Origin of the sequence: Kribbella orskensis (assembly GCF_004342085.1) — a bacterium.
GTDB lineage: Bacteria > Actinomycetota > Actinomycetes > Propionibacteriales > Kribbellaceae > Kribbella > Kribbella orskensis.
This window is the reverse complement of sequence record NZ_SLWM01000011.1, coordinates 184,641-209,334: the sequence shown is the minus strand read 5'-3', so window position 1 is coordinate 209,334 and position 24,694 is coordinate 184,641. Positions and strand designations below refer to the sequence as shown.

27 protein-coding genes are annotated in these 24,694 nt (G+C 69.3%); 18 read left to right on the top strand and 9 right to left on the bottom strand.

Going from position 1 to position 24,694, the window contains the following annotated elements; translation table 11 throughout:
• Positions 1-50: 50 nt before the first annotated feature.
• The 3 genes from EV644_RS27040 to EV644_RS27030 form a co-directional block, all read right to left on the bottom strand.
• A complete protein-coding gene (locus EV644_RS27040) occupies positions 51-284 on the bottom strand; it encodes a hypothetical protein (RefSeq protein WP_132191411.1) in 234 nt (77 codons plus the stop codon).
• A gap of 13 nt (positions 285-297) precedes the next feature.
• Positions 298-648: a GxGYxYP domain-containing protein gene (locus tag EV644_RS27035; protein WP_132191412.1), complete on the bottom strand. Its 351-nt coding sequence runs from the start codon at positions 646-648 to the stop codon at positions 298-300.
• A gap of 229 nt (positions 649-877) precedes the next feature.
• Positions 878-1,492: an HAD-IA family hydrolase gene (locus tag EV644_RS27030; protein ID WP_132191413.1), complete on the bottom strand. Its 615-nt coding sequence runs from the start codon at positions 1,490-1,492 to the stop codon at positions 878-880.
• A gap of 234 nt (positions 1,493-1,726) precedes the next feature.
• Between EV644_RS27030 and EV644_RS27025 the strand changes: the two genes are divergently transcribed.
• The 3 genes from EV644_RS27025 (at position 1,727) to rpmB (ending at position 4,732) form a co-directional block, all read left to right on the top strand.
• Entirely contained in the window at positions 1,727-2,410 is a 684-nt protein-coding gene (locus tag EV644_RS27025; RefSeq protein ID WP_241998792.1) for a carbohydrate ABC transporter permease, read from the top strand.
• A gap of 31 nt (positions 2,411-2,441) precedes the next feature.
• Positions 2,442-4,430 carry an aldo/keto reductase gene (locus EV644_RS27020; protein ID WP_132191414.1) on the top strand — a complete coding sequence of 663 codons (1,989 nt, stop codon included), beginning with the start codon at positions 2,442-2,444 and terminating at the stop codon, positions 4,428-4,430.
• A gap of 80 nt (positions 4,431-4,510) precedes the next feature.
• On the top strand, positions 4,511-4,732 hold the full coding sequence (rpmB, locus tag EV644_RS27015) for a 50S ribosomal protein L28 (RefSeq protein ID WP_132191415.1): 222 nt from the start codon (positions 4,511-4,513) through the stop codon (positions 4,730-4,732).
• A 66-nt stretch (positions 4,733-4,798) separates the two neighbouring features.
• Here rpmB and EV644_RS27010 read toward each other — a convergent pair whose 3' ends face one another.
• From EV644_RS27010 to EV644_RS27000, 3 genes are all read right to left on the bottom strand, one after another.
• Positions 4,799-5,278 (bottom strand): P-loop nucleotide/nucleoside kinase family protein, encoded by a 480-nt coding sequence (locus EV644_RS27010; RefSeq protein ID WP_241998794.1) that lies wholly within the window; start codon positions 5,276-5,278, stop codon positions 4,799-4,801.
• An 11-nt stretch (positions 5,279-5,289) separates the two neighbouring features.
• A complete protein-coding gene (locus EV644_RS27005) occupies positions 5,290-6,294 on the bottom strand; it encodes an SAM-dependent methyltransferase (protein WP_242001028.1) in 1,005 nt (334 codons plus the stop codon).
• Between the two features lie 230 nt (positions 6,295-6,524).
• A complete protein-coding gene (locus EV644_RS27000) occupies positions 6,525-6,716 on the bottom strand; it encodes a hypothetical protein (protein WP_132191417.1) in 192 nt (63 codons plus the stop codon).
• Positions 6,717-7,090: 374 nt separating this feature from the next.
• On the opposite strand from EV644_RS27000, the gene EV644_RS26995 reads away from it, so the two are divergent.
• The 8 genes from EV644_RS26995 (at position 7,091) to mutM (ending at position 14,552) form a co-directional block, all read left to right on the top strand.
• Entirely contained in the window at positions 7,091-8,734 is a 1,644-nt protein-coding gene (locus EV644_RS26995; protein WP_241998798.1) for a DAK2 domain-containing protein, read from the top strand.
• Positions 8,731-10,974 (top strand): ATP-dependent DNA helicase RecG, encoded by a 2,244-nt coding sequence (recG, locus tag EV644_RS26990; protein ID WP_132191418.1) that lies wholly within the window; start codon positions 8,731-8,733, stop codon positions 10,972-10,974. The genes EV644_RS26995 and recG overlap by 4 nt, the downstream gene beginning before the upstream one ends.
• The gene (rsmD, locus tag EV644_RS26985) at positions 10,971-11,552 is read left to right on the top strand and encodes a 16S rRNA (guanine(966)-N(2))-methyltransferase RsmD (protein ID WP_132191419.1); all 582 of its coding nucleotides are present in this window, start codon (positions 10,971-10,973) and stop codon (positions 11,550-11,552) included. The genes recG and rsmD overlap by 4 nt, the downstream gene beginning before the upstream one ends.
• A complete protein-coding gene (gene coaD / locus EV644_RS26980; RefSeq protein WP_132191420.1) occupies positions 11,552-12,022 on the top strand; it encodes a pantetheine-phosphate adenylyltransferase in 471 nt (156 codons plus the stop codon). Before rsmD ends, coaD begins: the two co-directional genes overlap by 1 nt.
• 128 nt (positions 12,023-12,150) lie before the next feature.
• On the top strand, positions 12,151-12,672 hold the full coding sequence (locus EV644_RS26975; RefSeq protein ID WP_199240015.1) for a YceD family protein: 522 nt from the start codon (positions 12,151-12,153) through the stop codon (positions 12,670-12,672).
• A gap of 65 nt (positions 12,673-12,737) precedes the next feature.
• Positions 12,738-12,929 carry a 50S ribosomal protein L32 gene (gene rpmF / locus EV644_RS26970; protein WP_077012766.1) on the top strand — a complete coding sequence of 64 codons (192 nt, stop codon included), beginning with the start codon at positions 12,738-12,740 and terminating at the stop codon, positions 12,927-12,929.
• Positions 12,930-12,964: 35 nt separating this feature from the next.
• Positions 12,965-13,696, top strand: a complete 732-nt coding sequence (gene rnc / locus EV644_RS26965) for a ribonuclease III (protein WP_132191422.1) — start codon at positions 12,965-12,967, stop codon at positions 13,694-13,696.
• 1 nt (position 13,697) lies between these two features.
• On the top strand, positions 13,698-14,552 hold the full coding sequence (gene mutM, locus EV644_RS26960) for a bifunctional DNA-formamidopyrimidine glycosylase/DNA-(apurinic or apyrimidinic site) lyase (protein ID WP_132191423.1): 855 nt from the start codon (positions 13,698-13,700) through the stop codon (positions 14,550-14,552).
• 147 nt (positions 14,553-14,699) lie between these two features.
• Here mutM and EV644_RS45545 read toward each other — a convergent pair whose 3' ends face one another.
• Entirely contained in the window at positions 14,700-14,966 is a 267-nt protein-coding gene (locus EV644_RS45545; RefSeq protein ID WP_199240014.1) for a hypothetical protein, read from the bottom strand.
• A 118-nt stretch (positions 14,967-15,084) separates the two neighbouring features.
• On the opposite strand from EV644_RS45545, the gene smc reads away from it, so the two are divergent.
• Positions 15,085-18,648, top strand: coding sequence for a chromosome segregation protein SMC (gene smc, locus EV644_RS26950; protein WP_199240013.1), 3,564 nt, complete (start codon positions 15,085-15,087; stop codon positions 18,646-18,648).
• A gap of 49 nt (positions 18,649-18,697) precedes the next feature.
• Here the strand turns inward: smc and EV644_RS26945 are convergent, their stop codons facing one another.
• Entirely contained in the window at positions 18,698-19,558 is an 861-nt protein-coding gene (locus tag EV644_RS26945; protein ID WP_132191425.1) for a DUF2207 domain-containing protein, read from the bottom strand.
• 73 nt (positions 19,559-19,631) lie between these two features.
• Here EV644_RS26945 and EV644_RS26940 point away from each other — a divergent pair, with 73 nt between their 5' ends.
• The 3 genes from EV644_RS26940 to EV644_RS26930 all read left to right on the top strand — a co-directional run bounded on the left by EV644_RS26940 (position 19,632) and on the right by EV644_RS26930 (position 22,343).
• Positions 19,632-20,204: a TetR/AcrR family transcriptional regulator gene (locus tag EV644_RS26940; protein ID WP_132191426.1), complete on the top strand. Its 573-nt coding sequence runs from the start codon at positions 19,632-19,634 to the stop codon at positions 20,202-20,204.
• Positions 20,205-20,311: 107 nt separating this feature from the next.
• The gene (locus tag EV644_RS26935) at positions 20,312-21,334 is read left to right on the top strand and encodes an alcohol dehydrogenase (protein ID WP_132191427.1); all 1,023 of its coding nucleotides are present in this window, start codon (positions 20,312-20,314) and stop codon (positions 21,332-21,334) included.
• Positions 21,335-21,359: 25 nt separating this feature from the next.
• Positions 21,360-22,343 (top strand): zinc-dependent alcohol dehydrogenase family protein, encoded by a 984-nt coding sequence (locus tag EV644_RS26930; RefSeq protein WP_132191428.1) that lies wholly within the window; start codon positions 21,360-21,362, stop codon positions 22,341-22,343.
• On the opposite strand, the gene EV644_RS26925 is transcribed toward EV644_RS26930, so the two are convergent.
• Positions 22,333-22,662, bottom strand: coding sequence for a nuclear transport factor 2 family protein (locus EV644_RS26925; protein WP_132191429.1), 330 nt, complete (start codon positions 22,660-22,662; stop codon positions 22,333-22,335). The genes EV644_RS26930 and EV644_RS26925 overlap by 11 nt on opposite strands.
• A 92-nt stretch (positions 22,663-22,754) precedes the next feature.
• On the opposite strand from EV644_RS26925, the gene EV644_RS26920 reads away from it, so the two are divergent.
• The 3 genes from EV644_RS26920 to EV644_RS26910 all read left to right on the top strand — a co-directional run bounded on the left by EV644_RS26920 (position 22,755) and on the right by EV644_RS26910 (position 24,672).
• Complete coding sequence (locus EV644_RS26920) at positions 22,755-23,276, top strand: hypothetical protein (RefSeq protein ID WP_132191430.1); 522 nt, start codon at positions 22,755-22,757, stop codon at positions 23,274-23,276.
• Positions 23,277-23,407: 131 nt separating this feature from the next.
• Positions 23,408-23,941, top strand: coding sequence for a sigma-70 family RNA polymerase sigma factor (locus EV644_RS26915; RefSeq protein ID WP_132191431.1), 534 nt, complete (start codon positions 23,408-23,410; stop codon positions 23,939-23,941).
• Complete coding sequence (locus EV644_RS26910; RefSeq protein WP_132191432.1) at positions 23,938-24,672, top strand: anti-sigma factor family protein; 735 nt, start codon at positions 23,938-23,940, stop codon at positions 24,670-24,672. Before EV644_RS26915 ends, EV644_RS26910 begins: the two co-directional genes overlap by 4 nt.
• Positions 24,673-24,694 lie beyond the last annotated feature (22 nt).

The following is a 24,694-nucleotide window of genomic DNA, read 5'->3' as shown; positions in this document are numbered from 1 at the left end:
CGCAGCAGAGGTGGTCACGCCTGGCGCCATCCGCCCCAGCCGCTTGTGCGTCAGGCCTCAGGCTTCGCGTGGAGGCTGACCATCTTGACGAGGGTGTCGGGTGGAATCACCTTCACGTGCGGGGCCCGGCCGTCGACGACGGTCATCACGTTGTCGAGGGACTTGCTCCAGGCGTGCCAGAGGACGACCGAGTAGCCGGCGGTCGAGTGCGGGTCGCGGGTCGCCGAGTTCAACTCCGCGATGACGCTCGCCTCGTCCGCGCCGGGCAGGCCGTCCCAGAGCATCGTGCGCGACCCGTCAGCCCCGCGAGGGTCGTGGCCACATTGACCGACGAGGTGCCCTGTCGAAAGAGAACGTATCCGGCACCCGCGACCGCTCGAGGGTTTTCCACAGGTCACCCGGACGGACGCGTACGCCGTACCGGTCGGCCAGGTCGTCGAGCCACAGGCGATACCCGAGCGACGGGATGTCGAGGTACAGGCCCTCGCTGCCGGTCCGGGCGAGCTGTCCCTGCAGGGTGGTCGCGAGCGTCAGTTCGGCCGGGCTCAGTGAGCTCTCCTGCAGGACGTTCAGGACTAGCGGCCGGCTGCCCTTCGGGTAGCCACCGGCGGCCGCGCTCGCGGAGGCAGCGGCGGCGGTGGAGTTCATGCTGGCGGAGTTGAGGCCCAGTGCACCGACGGCTGCGGGCACCGAGGCCGACGGCGTGCCGACGGGTGAAACGGAGTCCGGACATGCAGTGCCTCCCACGGCTGACCACCCGTTGCTGTCCCACGTTGTCAACGGGGCCGAGACGATGCCACAGGGAGGTTCCGCCGACAAGACCTCAGCCCGGAGCAGGCCGAGATCGGCCAGATTCAGCCGTCGCGAAAGGCGGGGATCAGGCGGAAAGCGGCAGTCCGTAGCGGATCAGCAGGGAGCGCAACGCGTCCGTGCCCTCGGCCAGGTCGTAGACCTCCGCGTGTAGTCCGACCCTCCGTGCGCCGTCCACATTGGCTACGTTGTCGTCGATGAACAGCACCGACGTGGCCGGCCGATCGATGGCCTGCAGGATAGTCCGGAAGTACGCCGGGTCCGGCTTGGCCAGGCCCAGGTCGCAGGAGTAGAAGGTCTGGTCGAACCAGTCGCCGTAGTGCCGCTCGTCGTGCATGATCGTCCGTCGGTAGGCCTGCTGGTTGGTGGCCAGGTGGCACCCGATCCCGTTCGCCCGCAACTGCTGGATCAGGTCGACAACCACCGGCTCCGCCTCGAACCGGCGCCACAGGTCGAGCACGGCCTCGACCGGTACTTCGGAGTGCCAGCGCCCCAGCACCTCGGCGACCGCGTCCCGGAAGTCGCCCTTGCCGACGAGCGACGGACGTTCCGACGTCATCAGATCGAGCACGAACTCCTCTGCGTCCCCGGGGGAAACGAAGCCGGACAAGGCGGCGCGCCAGTCCACTGTCGGGCGCTGGATGACGCCGTCGGCGTCGAAGAGCACGGCATCGATCGTCATGTCGCCATCCTTTCAGCCGGCCGCTCACCCGGACCGTCCGGGACCGTCCGGGACCGCTCGGGAGGAGAGCCGGGGAAGCGGCGTACCCGGCAGGAGTCGGTAGACCGGCACGCCCGCGCTGTGGTGACCGGGAACAGACGCGGCGGCCCCGGTTGAGCCCTTGACCGGTTCAGTTGGTATGCGCTTACCTAGCGATGTCTGAACATTTGTGGACAATCTCTCGCGAAAATGAACATGGAAAATGCCCCTCCCGGATGCGACGCGAAGGTGCTGGACAACATCGACCTCTTCGGCGCGATGCTGATCACCCTGGCCGCCTCGGTCGGGGTCACTGTGCTGGTGCTGTTCTTCGACTCGCTGGCAGCCTTCGCGTTCGCGAAGTACGAGTTCCCGGGCCGCAACCTGCTCTTCGGGCTGCTGCTGGCGACCTTCATGATCCCGTCCCAGCTGGCGCTGGTGCCGCAGTTCGTGACGCTGGCGGAGTTCGGCTGGATCGGCTCGCTGAAGGCCCTCATCATCCCGGGCGCGGCCAACGCGTTCGGCATCTTCTGGATGCGCCAGTACGCCAAGGGCGCGATCCCCGACGAACTCATCTCCGCAGCCAAGGTCGACGGCGCGGGCTTCTTCCGGCAGTACCTCACCGTCGGACTGCCCGTACTGCGACCCGGGCTGGCGTTCCTGGGCATCTTCACCTTCCTCAATGTCTGGAACGACTATCTGTGGCCGTTGATCGTGATGACGGATCCGAACAGGCTCACCCTGCAGGTCGCCCTGCAGCAGCTGAACGGTGTGTACGGCACCGACTACAGCATGGTGATGGCGGGAGCGCTGATGAGCGTGATCCCCTTGATCGGTGTCTTCATCATCGGCGGTCGCCACTTCATCGCCGACATCGCCGCCGGCGCGATGAAGTTCTGACCCTGACCGCAAACTTCCGAGGGGAACCTCTGTGCCTGACACCAAGCTTCGCTGGGGAATCCTGGGGACCGGAAACATCGCCTCCAGGTTCGCCAGCCAGCTCCCTTCGTCGACGACCGGCGAGCTCGCCGCAGTCGGCAGCCGCAGTACGGACTCGGCAAACGAGTTCGGCGGCCGTTACGCCATTCCGAACCGCCACGGGTCGTACCAGGAACTCCTGGACGACCCCACGGTGGACGCCGTCTACATCGCCACTCCGCACCCGTTGCACGTGGAGTGGGCGATCAAGACGGCCGAGGCCGGCAAGCACGTGCTGTGCGAGAAGCCGCTCGCGATCAACCGCTCGCTGGCCGCGGCGATGATCGAGGCCGCGGTGCGCAACGACGTCTTCCTGATGGAGGCGTACATGTACCGCTGCCTGCCGCAGACCAAGCTGATCGCCCAGCTGGTCCGCGACGGCGCGATCGGCACCGTGCACCAGATCCAGGCGTCCTTCGCCTTCCAGTCCTCGTTCCGCCCGGAGAGCCGCATCTTCGCCGACGAGCTGGCCGGCGGCGGCATCCTCGACGTCGGCGGCTACCCGGTCTCGATGGCGCGCCTGATCGCCGGCGCGGCCGTCGGAGCGCCGTACGCCGATCCGGCGGCGGTGACCGCGGTCGGTCAGGTCGGGGAGACCGGCGTCGACGAGTGGTCGGTGGCAACGCTCTTCTTCGACAGCGGGCTGACCGCCCAGGTCAGCACCGGCGTCCGGCTCGGTGACGAGAACCGGGTCCGCGTCCTCGGCAGCGAGGGCTACCTGGTGATCGAGGACCCGTGGTTCGGCGGCGACGGCAAGCCGACCCACGTCACCGTGCACAAGGTGGGGGAGCAGTCGCGGGACATCTCCGCGGAGCCGGCCTACATCTACGCGGCCGAGGCGGACGCCGTCGCGGCCGCGATCGAGCAGCGTCAGGCCCCGGAGATGTCCTGGGCCGACACGCTGGGGAACCTCGCGGTTCAGGACGAATGGCGCAAGCTGATCGGCCAGCAGTACGCGAGTGAGCGCGACGACGCGATCGTCCCGACCTTGACGGGCCGGCCGCTGACCCGGCGGGCGGACGCGCCGATGAAGTACGGGCAGGTGGCGGGCCTGGACAAGCAGGTGTCGCGGCTGGTGATGGGCGTGGACAACCAGGAGACCCTGACGCACGCCGCGACCATGTTCGACGACTTCGTCGAGCGCGGCGGGACCACCTTCGACACGGCGTACATCTACGGCCGTGGCCGCGGTGAGAAGCTGCTCGGCCAGTGGATCAGGTCGCGGGGCAACCGTGACGAGGTCGTTGTCATCGGCAAGGGTGCGCACACGCCGCACTGCGACCCGGAGTCGATCACCCGGCAGCTGGGGGAGAGCCTCGAGCGGTTGCAGACCGACCACGTCGACCTCTACCTGATGCACCGGGACAACGAGGAGGTTCCGGTCGGCGAGTTCGTCGACGTGATGGACGAGCACTTCCGGGCCGGCCGGATCAAGGCGTACGGCGGGTCGAACTGGTCGACCGCGCGGTTCGACGAGGCCAACGCCTACGCGGCGGCGAACGGCAAGCAGCCGTTGACCCTGCTGAGCAACCACCTCAGCCTGGCACTCGCGTACGACGTACCCTGGGCGGGCTGCAGGCATGTCAGCGACGACCAGTCGCAGGCGTGGTTGCGCGAACGGCAGGTCGCACTGTTCCCTTGGTCGAGCCAGGCGCGCGGGTTCTTCACCGGGCGGGCGAAGCCGGAGGACCGGTCGGACGAGGAACTGGTCCGCTGCTTCTACTCCGACGAGAACTTCGAGCGACTCCGCCGCGCGCGGGTCCTCGCGGAGGCTCGCGGGGTGGAGCCGACGGCGATCGCGCTGGCCTGGTTGCTGCACCAGCCGTACCCGGTGTTCCCGCTGATCGGGCCACGGCAGATCAGCGAGACCAGGACCTCGCTGCCGGGGCTGTCGGTCGAGCTGACCGACGAGGATGTGGCCTGGCTAACAGCGCTCGACTGAGCGTTGGGACCGAATTGGTCGCGCCGCTGACCGCTGTGTAACATGGTTTGTCGGTGTCTCGACCCTAAACACGGAGAATCATGTCTAAGAAGTGCGATGTTTGCGGCAAGCAGCCGACGTTCGGCAACAGTGTTGCGCGGCTGGGTAAGGGCGCGATGATCCGTCGGGTCAAGGCGCGTACGCCGCGTCGTTTCAACCCCAACATTCAGCCGATCCGGGCCATCATCAAGGGCACGCCCACCAAGCTGAAGGTCTGCACGTCCTGCATCAAGGCGGGCAAGGTTCAGCGCGTCGTCGGCTAGAACTTCCGGCCTCCAGCAGGCCGTCCTCCGTGTAGGGCCCCTAGGCGCCCGGGATATCCCGGGCGCCTACTGGTGTTCCCGGGGCATGACGAGGTGATGGTCGTAGCGTGCCAGCTCGTCCGGCCCCGGCCGCTGGAACAGTTCGTCGTACGACGCGAGCTCGATGCGGGTGATGGTGAAGACCCCGCTAGGCGCGGCCGCGTTGCGGGCGTTCAGGCGCTCCCACAAGACCTCCATCGGAGGCAGCAGCACCACTAGTTCGGCCCGTGCGCCCAGGCTCTGGGCTTGGGTGCGGAACAACTCGCGCTCCTCCTCGCTCCAGCAGCCGTAGTCGAGGACCACGTCCACTCCCAGCGTCAGCGCGCGAGTCGCCACGCCCCACAGGAGTTCCGATTCGAGCACCCACCGCTTTCCCTCCTGCTCGCTGACGCCGAACAACCGACCCATCCACTCGTCCGGAGTCAACCGAAGCGCCGGGCGCTCGGCCTCCAGCCGTTTGGCCAGCGTGGTCTTGCCTGCTCCCGGCAACCCGATGAGCAGGGTCATGGTGGCCACGTTCATCGGGCCTCGGCGATGACCGTCAGCTCGTTGCGGTTGTGGTGAAGCTGACGGGCGTGCAGTACGTCGTACTCCTTGCGCAGGACATCCATCCCGCGCCTGGCGGCATCCAACTGGTTCCGGCCGCCGCCCTTGAGGGTGACGATCGCGAGTGCTCCCCGGCGCAGGTGTGGTACCGCGTCGAGCATCACCCGGGCGCTCAGGATCTGGTCCATCCGCATGTCGTTCACCACCACGTCGAACCGGAGCTGGTTGCGCCGGAAGAACTCGCCGGCCGTAGTACCGACGTGGTGGACGCCACGGTCGGCGGTCACTCGCCGGTCCAGCGCGCCGGGATCCACCGACCACACCTCCTGGCCGTACTGCCGCAGGATCCGGGTCCAGCCGCCCGGGCTTGCCCCGAGGTCCAGCGCCTTGCCGCCTTCGGGAAGTCGCAGGCCGAACGTCTGGATCGCCTCTTCCAGCTTGAACTCCGACCGCGAGACCCGTTCGTCGGACCGCGCCAGCCGCATCCGCCCACCCGGCCAGTCGGACAGGCTGTCCTCGAGCCGGTTCACGCCCAGGACAACGGTTTTTCGCCCTACGAAGCACGAGACCACGAAGTCCTGCCCGGCCCGGGTGACCTCGATTCCGCGGGCGCCGAGGGCTTCTTCCAGCAGGTGGTAGTACGAGCCGCCGGTCCCGGCTCCGTCGGTCCAGGTCTGTACGGCGAGTTGTTGAGGGTGCCGGGGCAGCTCGGCGAGAACCAACTCGGCCAGTTCGTGCGCGGGCGGGACCTCGTCGACTCCGAAGCTCGCGATCTCGACCGTCAGATGCCGGATGAACATGATCCGCCCGGCGATGCAGGCGTCAGCCAGCTCCTCGATCGACGGCCCGTTCTCCACGATCCGCCCCAGGTCCCCGCTGACCCGCTCGATCCTGACCTTGGGCCCGAACTCGTCCCGGATCTCACGGACCGCCAGGTCGTAGCTGTCGGTCGCCACCGAGAAGAGCAAAGGAAGCACAACACATAGTAGGTGCCCATCCACCACCGCGGACCTCGCCCTCGCCCATCCCCCGCGAGCACGCCGTGCACCAGGTCCCCCAACCAGCCCCGCGCTCCGAGGGGTTCACCCCGGCTGCGCAGGGTTGCCCACCCAGACTCTGGCCAGGCAACCCCCTCTCCGCGTGGCCAACCCCCCCCCAGACGGCGACCAGCCAGGCCGCTCGGTACGACGACGCCACCCGGGGCGGGCTAGGTACAGCGCCGCCCCCGGGGCGCGCGGTACAACGGCGCCGCCCGAGCGAGCTCGGTACAGCGACGCCGCCAGGGCGCGGTCCGGCGCCACCACCAGCGGTTCAGCGCGTCCTGCGCCATCGCCTTCTGCGCCTCGGTGCCGTTGCCTGGGGTGTCGCCGGCGATCGAGGCGGACCAGATCGCCAACATCGCCGTACTTTTGAGCCTCCAGCCGCCCCGAGCAGGGCACTGCCACTCGGCCGGATGCGCCGGAAGCACTTTGTGCTTGGGGTGAGTGCCTGGCCCGGCGGCGGGTGCTCGGACGGTGCACAAGGTGCGGGCTTCGGTGGTGTTGAGCGGGTTGGGGTGGTGCCGGGGGTGCGGTGGCGTCGGGGGCGTGGGTGGCACGGGTAGGGCGGGTGAGTTGCTGGTTGGCGGGGCGTTCTCGAGTGCTGGCTCTGCGACAAGCGGCCGCGGGACGGGTGCGCGCTGAGCGTGAAGGGGGTCGGGAACGTCGATCTGGTTCCCGGGCCTGAGGCCGTTGCATCGGGCTGACCTGCGTGAAACCGGTTAGCCTTCCGGGCGTGGATGCGCGTGAAGAGGTGCTGACGACGGCCGTACTGCGGAGCTGGGCCCGTACTGCGCTGTCGGAGCTCGGGCGGGCTCGGGTGGAGATCGACGAGCTGAACGTCTACCCGGTCCCGGACGGGGACACCGGCACCAACCTCTACCTGACCTGGGAGGCGGCGTGTGACGCGCTGCCGGAGGGGGAGTTGACCTTCGCGGAGGCGGTCCAGGCCTTCGGTCGAGGCGCCCTGCTCGGCGCCCGCGGCAACTCCGGCGTCATCACCTCGCAACTGGTCCGAGCCTGCGGTCTCCGCCTGGCCGAGAACCTCCCACGCACCCAGGAGCAGGCCGGCGGCGGGCTCGCGGATGTGCGGATGAGTGAGGCGGTGGCGTTCGCGGATGCGTTGGTGTTCGCTGCCGATGCCGCTTATGGGGCCGTGGCGCAGCCGGTCGAGGGCACGATGCTGACCGTGGCCCGGGAGGCTGCGAACGCGGCTCTGAAGGCGGCCAACGAGGGAAGGACGGTCGCCGAGGTATGCCTGGCGGCGGTTGCGGCCGCACGGGTGGCTCTGACCAAGACCACTGAGCAATTGGAGCAGCTGCGAAGGGCCGGGGTCGTGGACGCCGGAGGCGCCGGGCTGGTGGTGATTCTCGGGGCGATCGAGTCGGTGCTCTCTGGCCGCGGCCCGGCGGCGACCACCGGAGTACCGGCCCGCGTGGTCCCGACCGAGGCGCGGACCGGAAACGACCTCGACCCCGACGGACCGGCGTACGAGGTGATGTATCTGCTGGAGGCGCCGGACGAGAAGATCGGCGACTTCCGCACCCTCCTCGCCGGCCTGGGGGACTCCGTCGTGGTGGTCGGTGGCGACGGCCTGTGGAACGTGCACGTGCACACCGACAACGTCGGCGGGGCGATCGAGCCAGGCATCGAGATCGGCCGCCCGTACCGGATCAGGGTCACGCACTTCGCCGACCTGACCCACCACCAACGGGTCCACAGTCGTGCGGTGATCGCCGTCGCCGCGGGTGACGGCCTGGCGAAGCTGTTCACCGATTCCGGCGCTGTCGTCATCGCGGGTGGACCCGGGCGACGCTGCTCGACCGGCGAACTCCTGAAGGCGATCGAGCGGTCCGGCGCCCCGGAGATCGTGCTGCTGCCGAACGACAAGGATTCCATCGCTGTCGCCGAGGCGGCTGCCACCGCAGCGCGGCAGGACGGCATCCGGGTCGCTGTGATCCCGACCCGGGCGCAGGTCCAGGGCCTGGCGGCGATCGCGGTCCACGACCCGGAGCGCAGCTTCGACGACGACGTCGTGCATCTGTCGGCCGCGGCCGGGCAGACCCGCCACGGCGCGGTGACGATCGCGGTCAAGGACGCCTGGACGATGGCCGGCACCTGCCGGATCGGTGACGCGCTTGGCGTCGTGGACGGTGATTTCGCCCTCATCACCGACGACCTGACGACGGCCGCGACCGGGGTGGTCGATCGGCTGCTGGGCGGCGGTGGCGAGCTGATGACCGTGGTCACCGGGCGCGATGCGGACCCCGAGCTGGTCGACGCGCTGGTACGGCACGTCCGCCGGAGCCGCCGGGATGTCGATGTCGTGGTGTACGACGGTGGTCAGGAAAGGTACCCGTTGCTGATCGGGGTGGAATGAAGACTGACATCGACCGGAAGCTCCGCGACTTCGTCGGGGCGAAGACGGCCAAGACCTTCTCGGACGTGCTCGGCATCGAGACCGTCGGCGAGCTGCTGCGGCACTACCCGCGGCGCTATCTGAGGAAGGGCGAGCTGACGCCGTTCGACGAGCTGGAGGTCGGCGACCAGGCCACGGTCAGCGGGCGGGTCAAGAAGGTCACCGTGCGCTCGCTGGACTCCAAGCAGGAGATCCGGCCGGACGAGGTGAACAAGTACCGCCGGCACAAGACGATCACCAAGGTGGTCGTCACCGACGGGCGCAACGACCTGGAGCTCGCCTTCTTCAACCAGCCCTGGCTGGCGAACAAGCTGACCGCCGGTACGGCGGCGCTGTTCTGGGGAGAGGTGACGATGTTCCGCGACATCATGCAGCTCAAGGGCCCCGGCACCGAGATCCTGGACGAGGAGGACCTGAGCGAGGAGGAGATCGAGCGCCGGGCCAAGCCGTTCCGGCCGCTCTACCCGGCCAGCGCGAAGCTGCCGACCGCGACGATCGAGCGCAGCATCAAGATCGTGCTCGACAACCTCGGCGAGCTGGACGACCCGATCCCGGAGCTGATCCTGCGCAAGGAGAGGCTGATCGGGCTGCGGGAGGCCCTGCAGAAGGTGCATCTGCCGGAGACCGAGAAGGACTGGGAGGTCGCGCAGAAGCGGTTCCGGTTCGAGGAAGCCCTGGTGATGCAGACGATCCTGGCCCAGCGCCGCGCGGTCACCGATGCCCTGAAGGCCGTACCGCGGGTCCAGTCCGAGGGTGGTCTGCTGGACGACTTCGACGCGCGGCTGCCGTTCAGGCTGACCGACGGACAGGCCGAGGTGTGCGAGGAGATCTTCGCGGACCTGGCCCGGCCGCACCCGATGCACCGCCTGCTGCAGGGCGAGGTCGGCTCCGGCAAGACGGTGGTCGCGCTGCGGGCGATGCTCTCGGTGGTCGACGCGGGCGGTCAGGCGGTCCTGCTCGCTCCGACCGAGGTGCTCGCCACCCAGCACCACAAGACCCTGACGACGATGCTCGGCGAGCTCGCGGAGCAGGGCATGCTCGGCGGCGCCGAACGGGCCACCCGGGTCGGCCTGCTGACGGGCTCCCTGAACGCGGCCTCCCGGCGTACGGCGATGCTGGACGCGGCGAGTGGTTCGGCCGGGATCGTGGTCGGGACGCATGCGCTGCTCGAGGACAAGGTGCAGTTCGCGGACCTCGGTCTGGTGGTGGTCGATGAGCAGCACCGGTTCGGCGTCGAGCAACGGGCCGCGCTCAGCCAGAAGTCGGGGGACGCGACCCCGCACGTGCTGGTGATGACGGCGACGCCGATCCCGCGGACCGTGGCGATGACCGTGTTCGGGGATCTCGCGGTGTCGACGCTGACCGAGCTGCCGGCCGGGCGTTCCCCGATCAAGAGCTCGGTGGTCCCCGCGAAGGAGAAGCCGGCCTGGCTGGCCCGGGCCTGGGAGCGAGTCCGCGAGGAGGTCGAGAAGGGCCACCAGGCGTACGTCGTCTGCCCGCGGATCGGCGACGAGGTGAAGAACGCCGCCGACGAGGAAGGCGAGTTCGCGGCCGGTTCCGAGGAGGAGGCCGAGTCCAAGGGCAAGCCGCGGCCGGCGATCTCGGTGCTGCAGGTCGCGGAGATCCTCGACGGCATCCTCGGCGACCTGCGGGTGGAGATCCTGCACGGGCGGTTGCCGGCCGACGAGAAGGACTCGGTGATGACCCGGTTCGCCGCCGGGGAGATCGACGTACTGATCGCGACCACCGTGATCGAGGTCGGCGTCGACGTGCCGAACGCCTCGACCATGGTGGTGATGGACGCGGACCGGTTCGGCATCTCCCAGCTGCACCAGCTGCGCGGCCGGGTCGGCCGGGGCAAGGTGCCCGGCCTCTGCCTGCTCGTGACGCACGGCTGGGCCGGTTCGAAGTCGTACGCGCGGCTGGAGGCGGTCGCCGCCACGACGGACGGCTTCGAGCTGTCCCGGATCGACCTGGAGACCCGCCGCGAGGGCGATGTCCTCGGGGTCGCCCAGTCGGGCCGCCGGACCAGCCTGAAGCTGCTCAGCGTGCTCCGCGACGAGGAGATCATCCTGACCGCGCGGCACGTGGCGAACTCGCTCATCTCGGTCGACGCCGAACTGGCCGAATACCCCGTACTGCGTTCGTTCGTCCGCAGCGCGCTGGAGTCCGAGGCGACCGACTACCTGGAGAAGACGTGACGCGGATCGTCGGGGGAGTGGCGGGCGGCCGGCGGATCGCCGTACCAGCCGGGAGTGGGACGAGGCCGACCGCCGACCGGGTCCGCGAGGCGCTGTTCTCCTCGCTGGAGGCCGAGTTCGCCGGCTTCCACGGCCTCGCCGTCCTGGACCTGTATGCCGGGTCCGGCGCGATCGGGCTGGAAGCGCTGTCCCGAGGCGCGGAGCGGGTCGTGCTGGTCGAGGCGGACCGCAAGGCCGCGGAGGTGATCACCGCGAACGTGAAGGCGGTCGGTCTGCCCGGGGCGACCGTGCTCGTCCGCCCGGTCGAGAAGGTTGCCTCAGGCGACAATTCCGGCATGCCCTTCGACCTGGTCTTCGCCGATCCGCCGTACAAGCTGGAAACCCTTGAACTACAGGAGATCCTGGTCGCGCTGGCGGGCAACGGCTGGCTCGCGGAAGACGCGGTGGCGGTGGTCGAGCGCGGCAAACGCGAGCCGTGGGAGTGGCCGGAGGGGTTCGCCGCGCTGCGGGATCGCAAGTACGGCGAGGCCCGGCTTTGGTACGGTCACCGCCATGACCAGGGCACTGGGGTGAACTGATGAGCCGAGCGGTGTTCCCGGGCACCTTCGACCCGCCGACGAACGGGCATCTGGACATCATCGGACGGGCGGCGGCCGCCTTCGACGAGGTGATCGTCGCGGCCGGGGTGAACCAGTCGAAGAAGCGGCTGTTCAGCGACGAGGAACGGGTCGCGATGCTGACCGAGATCACCGAACCGTTCGGCAACGTCCGGGTCGGCACCTTCGACGGGTTGCTGGTCGACTACTGCCGGGCCGAGGGCGCCGGGGTGATCGTGAAGGGTCTGCGCTCGGGCGGCGACTACGACTACGAGTTGCAGATGGCGCAGATGAACCGGCACATGTCCGGCGTCGACACCGTCTTCCTGCCGACCGCGCCGGAGAACGCTTACATCTCCTCCAGCCTGGTCAAGGAGATCGCCAGACTCGGCGGTGCGGTTGGCGACTTCCTGCCACCCGGTGTTCACGCCCGCTTGCGCGACAGGCTGTAGAGGCCCCTGGATTGGGCCGAACGGCGGGGACTTGGTAATGTTGTCCACCGGTCTCGTTGAGACTGAGATTCTGCCTGCCCACGCCTGAAAGGGATGTCCTGAGCGTCTTGGACCCGCGGTCCCCACTCGTGATCGATACCCACGAGCTGTCGCGCCGTGCCGGGTCCCAGCGCGAGGTCACCTTCACGGCTCCGGCACCGGCCGATCTCGGAATCGATGTGATCGGCGTCCCCGAGGGCGACCCCATCCAGTTCGATCTGCGACTGGAAGCGGTTGTCGAAGGGGTGCTCGTCACCGGAACGGCCCGTGGCCGCCTGGTCGGGGAGTGCGCGCGGTGCCTGGTCGATGTCGAGGACGAGTTCCTCGCCGACGTCCAGGAGCTGTACGTCTACCCGGAGAGTGACGCCGAGCCCGACGAGGCCAGCCGGATGGAGGGCGATCTGATCGACCTCGAGCCGGCGCTGAGGGACCAGGTGGTGCTCGCGCTGCCGTTCCAGCCGCTGTGTACGGACGACTGTCCGGGTCTGTGCCCCGAGTGCGGGGCACGCCTGGCGGACGAGCCCGGCCATCAGCACGAGGACGGCATCGACCCACGGTGGACCGCTCTGAGTGGCCTGCTCCAGCAGGACGAACGACCGCAAGACCGCTAGACCAAGACATAAGCCAGCCAGCCGGCCGGGTCGCATGCCCCCGGCCGAACCGAGGAGTCATAACCGTGGCCGTTCCGAAGCGGAAGATGTCGCGCAGCAACACCCGGAGCCGTCGCGCCCAGTGGAAGACCACTGCGCCGTCGCTCGTCACCTGCGTGAACCCCGCCTGCCGCGCGAAGCACCTGCAGCACACCGTGTGCCCCACCTGCGGCCAGTACGGCGCCAAGGGTGAGCGTCGCCAGGTCGTCGAGAGCTAAGCGACACCTCACCCAGTGAATTCGGTCAGCGCTCTATGACATCGGCAGCACACGGGGGCCTCTACGCCGAGCTGAACCAGCGGCTCGGCGTATCGCTGGCTGACGAGTTGTTGGAGCACGCCTTCACCCACCGTTCGTTCGCGTACGAGAACGGTGGGTTGCCGACGAACGAGCGGCTGGAGTTCCTCGGGGACTCCGTGCTCGGCGTCATCGTCACGGAGTCGCTGTTCCGCAACCATCCGGACCTCTCCGAGGGCCGGCTCGCCAAGCTGCGCGCCGCTGTGGTGAACATGCGCGCGCTGGCGGGGGTTGCCCGTGACCTCAAGCTCGGCAAGTACCTGCGGCTGGGCCGGGGCGAGGAGGCCACCGGCGGCCGGGACAAGTCGTCGATCCTGGCCGACTGCGTCGAGGCGCTGATCGGCGCGGTCTACCTGGACCGTGGGTTCGAGGTGGCCGGCCGGGTGGTGCACACGCTGTTCGACGAGCTGATGGAGTCGTCGGCACGGCTGGGCGCCGGCCTGGACTGGAAGACCAGCCTGCAGGAACTGGTGGCACAACTCGGCGTCGGCGTCCCGGAGTACGTGATCGCCGAGTCGGGTCCCGACCACGCCAAGACCTTCGAGGCGCGGGTCCGGATCGGCTCGGACACCTACGGGCACGGCATCGGCCGGAGCAAGAAGGAAGCCGAGCAGCAGGCGGCCGAGACCGCCTGGAAGGCCCTCCGAGCAGCCCACCCCGACAGCACAGACCCATCACAGCAGCCCTGAGGTGCCTGAGCTACCGGAAGTAGAGGTCGTTCGCCGCGGACTCGCGGAATTCACCACTGGCCGGACGATCGACGCCGTCGAGGTGCTGCACCCCCGGCCGGTACGCCGTCACCTCGCCGGACCGGACGACTTCGTCGCCAAGCTCAAGGGGCAGACCCTCGGGACGCCCGCGCGGCGTGGGAAGTATCTCTGGCTGCCGCTGGAGTCCGGTGACGCCGTGCTGGCCCACCTGGGCATGAGCGGCCAGTTCCGGGTCCAGCCAGTCGGAGCCGTGGACGAGAAGCATCTGCGGGTGCGGTTCCGCTTCGCCGACAATGGCGGAGAGGTCCGTTTTCTGGACCAGCGGATGTTCGGTGGTCTGTCGTACTCCGGGGGCGGCGCGGAACTGCCCGACGAGATCGCCCACATCGCCCGGGACCCATTCGATCCACTGTTCGACGAGGACCTCTTCGTGGCCGGCGTCCGTAAGCGCAAGACCGGCCTGAAGCGCGCTCTGCTGGACCAGTCGCTGGTCAGCGGAGTCGGCAATATCTATGCTGACGAAGCGTTGTGGCGCGCCAAGCTGCACTACGCCCGGGCGACCGATACGATGAAACCCTTGCAGATAAGGGAGATCCTGCGGCATGCGCGTGAGGTGATGGCCTCCGCGCTGGACGTCGGCGGGACCAGCTTCGATGCCCTTTATGTCAACGTGAACGGGGAATCCGGCTATTTCGAGCGCGGCCTGGCGGCCTACGGGCAGGAGGGTTCGCCGTGCCCCCGGTGTGGTCGTCCGATCCGTCGCGAGGCGTTCATGAACCGTTCGTCGTATCGCTGCCCGAAGTGCCAGCCGACGCCGCGACACGCCCGGTGGTGAGCGGGGTATCGTAAATTGACGTACCCCAGGTTGACCCAGGCTAATGCTGGTGTCACCCTGAAAGACGGCACACACTATGCGCTCCGCGGACCAGGGGCGCCACCTGCCAGAACCCTTCCGGAGGACAGCACAATGGCCAAGGCTCTTCTAGGGCACCTTGGAGGCACTGACCCGCGCATGCTCGAGCAGGTTCGTCTGCTCAACCGGCGTGTCGCCGATCTGGAGGCGCACGTGATGCGCCTGCAGGCAGAGAATGACCATCTGGTCGCAGCCGTTCACGACGGCCGTCTGCTCACGGTAGACGAGGCTCTGCGCGCCCCCGCTTCGGTCTGAATCACCGAAGCCACAGCAGTACACATCACCGTCCGCACCACCCACGGCGGCGGCCCCCGTCCGGGCCTCCGCCGGTTTCATGTCCGCAGTCGGTAGACTCAACAGCGGAACACCTTCCCCCGGGTAGCGGCAGCGTCACTGGCAGTTACGGCGGTTCCCATCGGTTCCGTCTGTCCTTTCACGGGTTGGGAGCTACGCCTTGTACCTGAAGAGCATGACGCTCCGAGGTTTCAAGTCCTTCGCGTCGGCGACGACGATGAATTTCGAGCCGGGGATCACCTGCATCGTCGGCCCGAACGGCTCCGGGAAGTCCAACGTCGTCGACGGCCTCGCCTGGGTGATGGGCGAGCAGGGTGTGAAGTCCCTACGCGGCGGCAAGATGGAGGACGTCATCTTCGCCGGCACCTCCGGCCGGGCCCCGCTGGGCCGCGCCGAGGTGGTGCTGACCATCGACAACTCCGACGGCGCGCTGCCGATCGACTACGCCGAGGTCACCATCTCGCGGACGATGTTCCGCAACGGCGGCTCCGACTACCAGATCAACGGCCAGAACTGCCGGCTGCTCGACGTCCAGGAACTGCTCAGCGACTCCGGTATCGGCCGCGAGATGCACGTCATCGTCGGTCAGGGCCAGCTCGACTCGATCCTGCGCGCCACCCCGGAGGGCCGGCGCGGGTTCGTCGAGGAAGCCGCCGGTGTGCTGAAGCACCGCAAACGCAAAGAGAAGGCGATCCGGAAGCTGGAGGCCACCGAGGGCAACCTGCACCGGCTCGGCGACCTGATCACCGAGATCCGCCGCCAGTTGAAGCCGCTCGGGCGCCAGGCGGAGGTGGCGCGGCGAGCGGTGACGATCCAGGCGGAGGTTCGCGACGGCCGCTCCCGGCTGCTCGCCGACGACATCGTGCAGGCCCAGTCCGCGCTCGAGGCCGAGCTCAAGGACGAGGCCGCGCTGACCGAGAAGCGGTCCCAGATCGAGGCCGCGCTGCGGGAGGCCCGAGACCTGGAGGCCACCCTCGAGGACGCACTGCGCACCGACGCCCCGGCGCTCCAGGCCGCGCAGGACACGTGGTACCAGCTGTCCGGCTTCGGCGAGAAGATCAAGGGCACGGCCCGGATCGCGGCCGACCGGATCCGCTCGCTGAACGACGAGGCCGAGGAGCCGCGCACCGGGCGCGACCCCGAGGAGCTCGAGCTGGAGGCTGCCCGGGTCCGCGAGACCGAGGCGCAGATCGAGGCCGAGGTCGAGGCCCACTCCGAGCTGCTCGCCGAGTCCATCGAGCGCCGTCAGCAACTGGAGGCCGAGCACGCGGAGGAGGAGCGCCGGATCGCGGCGCTGATCCGGGCCGCCGCGGACCGTCGGGAGGGACTCGCCCGGCTGACCGGCCAGGTGAACGCGCTGAAGAGCCGCGCTGCCGCCGCCGAGTCCGAGATCGGCCGGCTCGCGGCCAACCAGCGCGAGGCGGAGGCCCGCGCCGCTAAGGCGCAGCACGATTTCACCGCACTCGAGACCCAGGTGGCCGGCCTCGACGCCGGCGAGCGGGGCCTCGACGAGGAGTACGAGGCGGCCCAGAGCGTCCTGGACGAGCTGGAGGAGCGCCTCACCAAGCTGCGCGCCGAGGAGCGCGACGCCGAGCGGGAGCGGACCGGCCTGGCCGCCCGCAAGGAAGCCCTGGAGCTGGGCCTGAACCGCAAGGACGGCGCCGGCGCTCTGCTGGCCGCTTCCGAGCAGGTGACCGGCCTGATGGGCTCGGTCGCCGCGCTGCTGAGCGTGCGGACCGGGTACGAGACCGCCATCGCCGCTGCGCTGGGCGAGGCTGCGGACGCCGTGGCCGTGACGCACACCCAGGCGGCGCTGGACGCTGTCGGACACCTGAAGGAGCACGATCTCGGCCGCGCCGGGCTGCTGCTGGGCGATGCCCCGGCCGATGACTTCGCGTCGTGGCCACAGCTGCCCTTCGGTGCGAAGTACGCGGTCGAGGTGGTGGACTGCCCGGACAACCTGCGGCCCGCGCTCAAGCGGCTGCTCCGCAAGGTCGCCGTGGTCGACGACGTCCCCGCGGCCCGGTCCCTCGTCCAGCACCTGCCCGACGTCACCGCGACCACCCGCGCCGGCGACGTACTGGGTGCGCACTTCGCATACGGCGGGTCGGACGCGGCGCCGAGCCTCATCGAGGTGCAGTCCGCGGTCGACGAGGCCGCCGAGAAGCTGACCGAAGCCACCGCGCGGAGCGAGCGGCTGCGGTTCGAGCTCGCGGCGATGGAGCGAGAGCGGGAGCAGCAGAAGCAGTCCGTCGAGATCGCCCTGGCCCGGCTGCACGAGTCGGACGCGTCGATGGCGGCCGTCGCCGAGCAGTTGGCGCAGTTCGGGTCCCTGGCGAAGGCATCCCGCGGCGAGGCGCAGCGGATGGCCGAGGCGATCAGCGCGGCCGAGGCCGAGCGGGACCGGAACTTGTCCGGCCTCGCGGACCTCGAGAACCGGCTGAACGACGTGGAGCAGTACGGCGACGACGAGGGCGACGAGCCCGACCCGACTGAGCGCAACCGGCTCGCAGAGGCTGCCAAGGGCGGCCGGGCGGCTGAAATGGAAGCACGGCTGGCTCTGCGGACCACCGAGGAGCGTGCTCGGGCTCTGTCCGGCCGCGCCGACTCCCTCGAGCGCGCGGCCCGCCAGGAGCGCGAGGCTCGTGCCCGGGCGATCGCGCGGGCGTCCCGGCGGGCACGCCAGTCAGAGGCGGCGCAGGCTGTGCACCTGGCGGCTGGCCACGTCCTTGCGCGGCTGGAGAACTCCCTGCAGCTGGCCGCCTCGGAGCGCTCGGCGATCCAGGCCGAGCGTGCCGATCGCGAGCAGGCGCTGGCCCAGGCTCGTTCCGCGACTCGCAACCTGAGCAGCGAGCTCGAGCAGCTGACGAACACCGTGCACCGTGACGCCCTGGCCCGGGCAGAACAGAAGATGCGGCTCGAAGCGCTGTACGAGAAGGCGCTGAGCGACCTCGGTACCGAGGTGGACGCGCTGATCGCGGAGTACGGTCCGGACCAGCTGGTGCCGCCGCTGCCCAAGGACGGCGACGACAACACCGTTGAGCTCGAGGGGGAGCCGTTCGACCGGACGAAGGTGCAGAAGCGGCTGAAGACCGCCGAGCGCGCGCTGAACCAGCTGGGGCGGATCAACCCGCTCGCGCTGGAGGAGTTCGACGCGATGGAGGAGCGGCACCGCTTCCTGTCCGAGCAGCTCGACGACCTGAAGAAGTCCCGGCGTGACCTGATGGACATCGTCAAGGAGGTCGACGACCGCGTCGAGCAGGTCTTCACCGAGGCCTACCGCGACGTCGAGGTCGCCTTCGAGCACGTCTTCAGCCGGCTGTTCCCCGGCGGCGAGGGCCGGCTCGTGCTGACCGACCCGGACGACATGCTCGGTACTGGTATCGACGTGGAGGCCCGGCCGCCCGGCAAGAAGGTCAAGCGGCTGTCGCTGCTGTCCGGTGGTGAGCGCTCGTTGGTCGCGGTCGCCTTCCTGGTCGCGCTCTTCAAGGCTCGCCCATCGCCCTTCTACATCCTCGACGAGGTCGAGGCCGCGCTGGACGACACCAACCTCGGCCGCCTGCTGGAGATCTACGAGGAGCTCCGCGAGAACAGCCAGCTCCTCGTCATCACCCACCAGAAGCGCACCATGGAGGTCGCCGACGCCCTCTACGGCGTCACCATGCGAGGCGACGGCGTCTCCGCCGTCATCTCCCAGCGAATCCGCGAACCCGAACCCGCCTGATCGGGACGCGTAACGGGTCCAGGTGACCTGCGACCTGTCCTGCCTGGACTCACCAGTTGCTGTCACCGCCGCCGGCGTCGAGGCCTGCCCAGCCGCCGTCGCCGGCGGGCGCCGTGTCGAAGCCGGTGAGGTCGCCGGGTTGATGATCGAACAGGCCGTAGGCGTACTTCGTGTCCTGCGCGGCCTTGAGCGTGGCGCCGCCGGCGAAGGCGGCCAGACCCTGGCGGAACGGGCCGAGCCGGAACATGCCCGTGGCGCTCCACCAGCTCACGGGTTCGTCGTCGCCCACCTCCAGCCCGGCCGCGAGCTGTTCCCACCGGTGGTGCAGTCCGAGCGTGAGAGCCCAGGGCAGCATCCGGTTCAGGTCGGCCTGCCGTACTTCGCCGACCTCGAGCGTGCCGAAGTACCCCCGGAAGCCGAGGACCTCGCCGACCATCGCGTGCCCGGCCGGCGTCAGACTGCCCCAGCCGATCACCCGAGTACGGCGCAGCAGTGTTCCCGGGCGGCCGTGAACCGGCATCCGGTGGAACCAGCCGCGCTCTGCGACCTGCGATACCACGGCCCTGGCCAGCTTGTCCTGTGCGCCGAGCATCCGCAGGTTGTCCTTGCGGCCACGGCGCAGTCCCCGGCTTTCACCGGGCTTGAGCAGCGGGAAGAGTTCCTTCAGCAGGGTTCGGTGGTGGTCCCAGGTAGCTGCGCCGGGGTCGACCAGTACGACTGTCTGGGGTGAGCGCTCGGTCGCGCCCGCGTCGATCCGGACGGCGCCGAGCTGAGCGAGTTCGAGCAGCGTGCCGCCGGTCGCGGCCGGGCCGAGCTCGGCGAAGACCAGCAGGGCGGCCTCCGCGACTGGCACGTCCGGAGGCGTCGGCACCTTCGGCAGTCGCAGGTAGCGGCGGGCTGACAGTCTCATGCACTTGACGGTAGGTGTGCGCCGGGGCAACTGACCGCTTGACTTGATTGAGACGACCGGTCATATTGGATGCATGGCTAGGCGGAGTATGCGGGAAGAGATCGTCGAGGCGGGGCTGGCTCAGTTTCATGAGCGGGGGTTCAATGCCGCGGCGGTGAAGGACATCACGGATCGGGCCGGAGTGCCGAAGGGGTCGTTCTACAACCACTTCGAGAGCAAGGAAGCGCTCGCGATCGAGACCCTGGAGCGCTACGGGGTGTCCCGGCGGCTGGGGGATCTGGCCGACCAGTCCGTGGAGCCGCTGGCGCGGATCCGGGCCCACTTCGAGTATCTGCGGGATGAGGTGCTCGGCTACGGCAATCTGCGGGGCTGCATGCTCGGCAACTTCACCACCGAGGTCGCCGACCACAACGACTCCATCCAGCAGTTGCTGAAGCAGGGTCTCGGCCTGTGGGCGGAGCGGCTGGGCGGAGCGCTCGCGGAGGCGCAGGAGGCCGGCAGTATTCCCGCGGGGCTCGACACCGCGATGATCGGGCGGTACCTCGTGAGCGCCTGGGAAGGCACTCTGATCCGGGTTCGCGCCCAGCGGTCGCCGGAACCCTTCGATGACTTCTTCACCGTCACCTTCGACACCCTGCTCGCTTAGCCGGACCTGACGACTGCTCCGTCGAGAGCAGTCGGATTATCACCTTCCCCTTTTCCAGGGGAGAGCTCTGTCCACATCAAGACGACCGATCATCTTAGGAGCAGGATATGACCACGTACCGCGCGGTGCAGGCGACCGGCGACGGCGCTTTCACCCTGGTCGAGCGCGAACTGAGCGAACCCGGCCCCGGACACGTCCGGATCGCCGTCGAGGCCTGCGGCGTCTGCCACAGCGACATTTACGGCGTGCGCAACGTCATCGGCAACCGCCCGGCCGGTACGCCGATCGTCCCCGGCCACGAGGTGGTCGGCCGGATCGACGCGCTCGGCCCGGACGTCACCGGCTGGAGAGTCGGCCAGCAGGTCGGCCTGGGGTATCTCGGCGGCCACTGCGGCGCCTGCGAGAACTGCCGGCGCGGCGACTTCGTCTACTGCACGGACCAGCCGGTGCTCGGCGACTCGATCGACGGCGGCTACGCGGAATCCGTGATCGCCCGGGCGAGCGGGCTGGTCGCAGTACCGGAGGAGTTGGGGGCGGCGGAGGCGGCGCCGTTGTTGTGCGCCGGGATCACCGTGTTCAACGGATTGCGTAAGGGCGCGCCGCGGCCGGGTGACCTGGTCGCCGTCCAGGGCATCGGCGGCCTCGGCCACCTGGCGATCCAGTACGCCGTGAAGCTCGGCCTGCGGGTGGTCGCGATCGCGCGGGGCGAGGAGAAGCGCGAACTGGCGCTGAAGCTGGGCGCGACCGAGTACATCGACAGCGCGGCGGTGGACCCGGGCAAGGCTCTGCAGGGGCTCGGCGGTGCCACCGTCATCATCGCGACCGCCACCACCGGCGCCTCGATGACTCCGCTGGTGGAGGGCCTCGCGTTGCGCGGCCGGCTGATCGTGGTCGGCGCTGCCGGCGACCCGATCGAGGTGACCACCTCGGCGCTGATCTTCGGCGGCCGCAGCATCGCGGGCTCGCTGACCGGCACACCCAGCGAGAACGAGGAGAACCTCGCTTTCAGCCTGGCCAACGACGTCCGGCCGATGGTCGAGACGGTTCCACTCGAGCAGGCCGCGGACGCGTACGCCCGGATGCTGTCCGGTGCCGCGCGTTTCCGCATGGTCCTCACCACGAACAACTGAGACAGAAACCCAAGGGGATAGAACAATGAGCCAGTTGATCCTGAATGCGATCGGCGACATCGACGAGTCCGTTGCCCTGGTCACCGATCCGGACCTGACCGTCGGCCCGGACGATGTGCTGGTCGGCATCGAGGCCGCCGCCATCAACCCGGTGGACTTCATGCTTGCCTCCGGCACCTATGGCTACCAGGCGCAGGCGCCGTTCGCGCTCGGCTCCGAGGGTGTCGGGCGGGTCGTCCAGGCCGGTACGTCGGTGGACCAGTCACTGGTCGGCCGGCGGGTTCTGATCGTGCCGAACTACCAGCAGGGCGCTTGGGCGGACCAGGTTGTCGTTGCCTCCCGCAACATCGTGCCGCTGCCCGACGAGGGTGACCCGGCACAGCTGGCCATGGTCGGCATCAACCCGCTGACGGCGTATCTGGCGCTGAACAGGTACGTCGACCTCCGGCCCGGGCAGTGGGTCGGGCAGAACCTGGGGAACTCCGGTGTCGGGCAGTACGTGATCGCCCTGGCGAAGAAGGCCGGCCTGAAGACCCTCAGCGTCGTACGGCGTGAGGAGGTGGCCGAGCGGCTCCGGGCTGCCGGCGCCGACCTGGTGGTTGTCGATGGCAACGACCTGGCGGGGCGGATCGCCGAGGCGCTGGGGGAGGAGAAGCTGTCCCTGGTGCTCGACGGCACGGGTGACGCCACCGCGGGAGCGCTGGCGCAGTCGCTGGAGTTCGAGGGGACTGTGGTCAGCTACTCCAGCGTGACCGGTGCTCCGACGGCGATCGGCTTGGGTGACTCCATCTACCGGCAGTTGTCGCTGCGCGGTCTGTGGATCGTCAACTGGCTGAACAACGCGTCGCGCGAGGAGCTCGAGCAGACCTACACCGAGCTCGCCGCGCTGGTCGCCGACGGCGTACTGCGGGCCGAGGTCGAGGCGACCTACCCGCTGGCGGAGTTCCGCAAGGCGCTGGACCACGCCCGCCAGGGCGGCCGCTCGGGGAAGATCCTGTTCAGGCCGTGATCGTCATCGAGGCGACCAGGTCACCCTGGACGTCGAAGGTGAAGTGGGAGGGACCGTTGTAGCCGTCGCCGCCGACCTGGGTGGTGATGGTGACAGGGTTGCCCGGAGTGGACACCCGGACGTCCGAGAAGGTCGCGCGCTTGCCGATCAGCTCGTTGTCGCTCCAGGACCGGATCCGCTCCGGGCCGCGGAACTGCCGGCCCCAGTCGTCGACGTACCCGTCGGTGGCGAAGGAGGCCACGAAGGCGTCGTTGTCCTGCTCGTCGATCGCGGTCAGCACGCGCTGCACCGCCGGGGGCAAGGTGGCGTCGGTACTCATAACGTAACGATAACCGCGGAGCTCTCCGTGAACCGGTCGGCCCGTTCGTCCGTGTGGGTGGTGTCGAAGGGCCAGCCAGTCAAGGAGAAACCATGAAGCGCTCAGCCATCTTCATCGGCTCGGCCGTCCTTGGCCTGTCCACCTTCACCGCCTGCGGTGGGAGCGAGGAGAGTCCGGCCGCCGCGCCGAGCAACACCAGCAGCCAGGCGGCGCCCGCGTCGTCGGGGGCGAAGCTCGCGGCCGCGGATGTGGGCAACTTCGGCAAGATCGTCGTGGACGGCTCCAGCCGGACGCTGTACGTGTTCGACAAGGACACCGCGGACCCCTCGAAGTCGACCTGCGACGGTGACTGTGCCGCCACGTGGCCGCCGGTGGTGGCCGGCGACGGTACGCCGCAGCTGGACGGGGTCGACGCCTCGCTGGTCGGCACGGTGACCCGGACCGACGGCAGCAAGCAGGTCACACTGGCAGGCCTGCCGCTCTACCGGTTCGCCAGCGACAGCAAGCCGGGGGAGGCCAAGGGCCAGGCGGTCGGCGGGGTCTGGTGGGTCGTCGGGGTGGACGGCAAGAAGATCACCACCGAGGCCTCTGGGTCCGGCAACGACGGGTACTGAGCCCGATGGAAGCGATCACCTGCCTGCTGCAGGGCTCCAGCTGGGGCCCTGCGGTGTCCCCTGTGCTGCCTATGGTCGCTGGATCGCCTATCGTACGAACGACCGCGACAGTCGAGGCCGGGAGGATAGCGGTGGGTGACACGGACCGCCGGCCGGAGGCTGCCGAGGCGTTGATCCGCTCGCTGTACGCCGAGCACGGCCGCAGCGTGCTCGCGTACGCGACCCGGCTGACGGGTGATCGGGCGGCGGCTGAGGACGTGGTCCAGGAGACCTTGGTCCGGGCCTGGAAGCACGCCGACGACCTGCTCGAGGGCAAGGGGTCGGTGCGCGGCTGGCTGCTGACGGTCGCGCGCAACATCGTCACGGACCGGGCCCGGGCTCGCGCCGTGCGGCCCGCCGAGGTGGCGGAGGTGGAGGATCGCCCGCCGGTGGAGGGCGACCACTCCGAGGCGGTGGTGAACACGATGGTGGTGCTGGACGCGCTCGACCAGGTGTCGCCGGAACATCGTGAGGTGCTGGTGCAGCTGTACTACCGCGGCCGGTCCGTGACTGAGGCCGCGAAGGAATTGGGCGTTCCGCCCGGTACCGTGAAATCGAGATCGTATTACGCCCTCCGCGCACTCCGCGCGGTGATGAGTGGACCGGAAGCGGAGGTGGCCCGATGAGTGAGCACGATCCCTCGCGGCTCGGCGCCTACTCCCTCGGCGCGCTGGAGCCGGACGAGGTCCGCGAGATCGACGAGCACCTGGCCGGCTGTGCCGAGTGCCGCCAGGAGCTGGCCGAGCTCGACGAGATGAAGGAGTTCCTCGCCGAAGTACCGCCGGAGGCCTTCCTGGACGGGCCGCCGGCTGACGGTGACCTGCTGCTGCAGCGGACCCTGCGGGAGGTTCGCTCGAACGCCGCGGCCGAGACTGCCGCGGCCGAGGCTGCCGCCGCTGCGGCTGCCGCGCCTCCTGTGACGGTGGCGCCGCGCAAGAAGCGCTCGCCGTGGTACCTGGTGGCCGCGGCTGTCGTCGTGATCGCCGGCGCGCTCGGCAGCGGCGTACTCATCGGCCGTCAGACGGCGCCCGATCCGACTGCGCCCGTGGCCGGGTCGAAGCTGGTGACCGCGACGGACTCGGTGACCCAGGCGACCATGGCGACCACGGTGGAGCCGCGGGCCGGCTGGAGCTGGATCATGGTCAACATCTCGGGCCTGAAGCAAGGGGCCGAGTGCGAGATGGTCGTCACCGACAAGGCCGGCAAGACCTTCGTCGCGGGCAGCTGGGTCGTCTCGCCGAAGGCCGCGCGCGAGGGCAGCCGCTTCGGCGGCGGCGTACTGGTCCCGATCGACCAGGTTCGCTCGGTGGAGATCAGGACCCTCCAAGGTGAGCACGTGGTGACCACGCCGGTCTAAATCTGGTTGCCTCCGTCGGGGA

What these genes read in the sequence shown, in the direction of transcription:
- EV644_RS26945 (WP_132191425.1), bottom strand. Translation starts at nt 19,558, where the DNA reads ATGAGACTGTCAGCCCGCCGCTACCTGCGACTGCCGAAGGTGCCGACG.
- recG (WP_132191418.1), top strand. Translation starts at nt 8,731, where the DNA reads ATGAAGACTGACATCGACCGGAAGCTCCGCGACTTCGTCGGGGCGAAG.
- coaD (WP_132191420.1), top strand. Translation starts at nt 11,552, where the DNA reads ATGAGCCGAGCGGTGTTCCCGGGCACCTTCGACCCGCCGACGAACGGG.
- EV644_RS45545 (WP_199240014.1), bottom strand. Translation starts at nt 14,966, where the DNA reads ATGAAACCGGCGGAGGCCCGGACGGGGGCCGCCGCCGTGGGTGGTGCG.
- EV644_RS26920 (WP_132191430.1), top strand. Translation starts at nt 22,755, where the DNA reads ATGAAGCGCTCAGCCATCTTCATCGGCTCGGCCGTCCTTGGCCTGTCC.
- EV644_RS27000 (WP_132191417.1), bottom strand. Translation starts at nt 6,716, where the DNA reads ATGTTGGCGATCTGGTCCGCCTCGATCGCCGGCGACACCCCAGGCAAC.
- EV644_RS26930 (WP_132191428.1), top strand. Translation starts at nt 21,360, where the DNA reads ATGAGCCAGTTGATCCTGAATGCGATCGGCGACATCGACGAGTCCGTT.
- EV644_RS27040 (WP_132191411.1), bottom strand. Translation starts at nt 284, where the DNA reads ATGCTCTGGGACGGCCTGCCCGGCGCGGACGAGGCGAGCGTCATCGCG.
- EV644_RS27025 (WP_241998792.1), top strand. Translation starts at nt 1,727, where the DNA reads ATGGAAAATGCCCCTCCCGGATGCGACGCGAAGGTGCTGGACAACATC.
- EV644_RS27010 (WP_241998794.1), bottom strand. Translation starts at nt 5,278, where the DNA reads ATGACCCTGCTCATCGGGTTGCCGGGAGCAGGCAAGACCACGCTGGCC.
- EV644_RS26910 (WP_132191432.1), top strand. Translation starts at nt 23,938, where the DNA reads ATGAGTGAGCACGATCCCTCGCGGCTCGGCGCCTACTCCCTCGGCGCG.
- EV644_RS26940 (WP_132191426.1), top strand. Translation starts at nt 19,632, where the DNA reads ATGGCTAGGCGGAGTATGCGGGAAGAGATCGTCGAGGCGGGGCTGGCT.
- EV644_RS26935 (WP_132191427.1), top strand. Translation starts at nt 20,312, where the DNA reads ATGACCACGTACCGCGCGGTGCAGGCGACCGGCGACGGCGCTTTCACC.
- EV644_RS27035 (WP_132191412.1), bottom strand. Translation starts at nt 648, where the DNA reads ATGAACTCCACCGCCGCCGCTGCCTCCGCGAGCGCGGCCGCCGGTGGC.
- EV644_RS27030 (WP_132191413.1), bottom strand. Translation starts at nt 1,492, where the DNA reads ATGACGATCGATGCCGTGCTCTTCGACGCCGACGGCGTCATCCAGCGC.
- rpmB (WP_132191415.1), top strand. Translation starts at nt 4,511, where the DNA reads ATGTCTAAGAAGTGCGATGTTTGCGGCAAGCAGCCGACGTTCGGCAAC.
- rnc (WP_132191422.1), top strand. Translation starts at nt 12,965, where the DNA reads ATGACATCGGCAGCACACGGGGGCCTCTACGCCGAGCTGAACCAGCGG.
- EV644_RS26925 (WP_132191429.1), bottom strand. Translation starts at nt 22,662, where the DNA reads ATGAGTACCGACGCCACCTTGCCCCCGGCGGTGCAGCGCGTGCTGACC.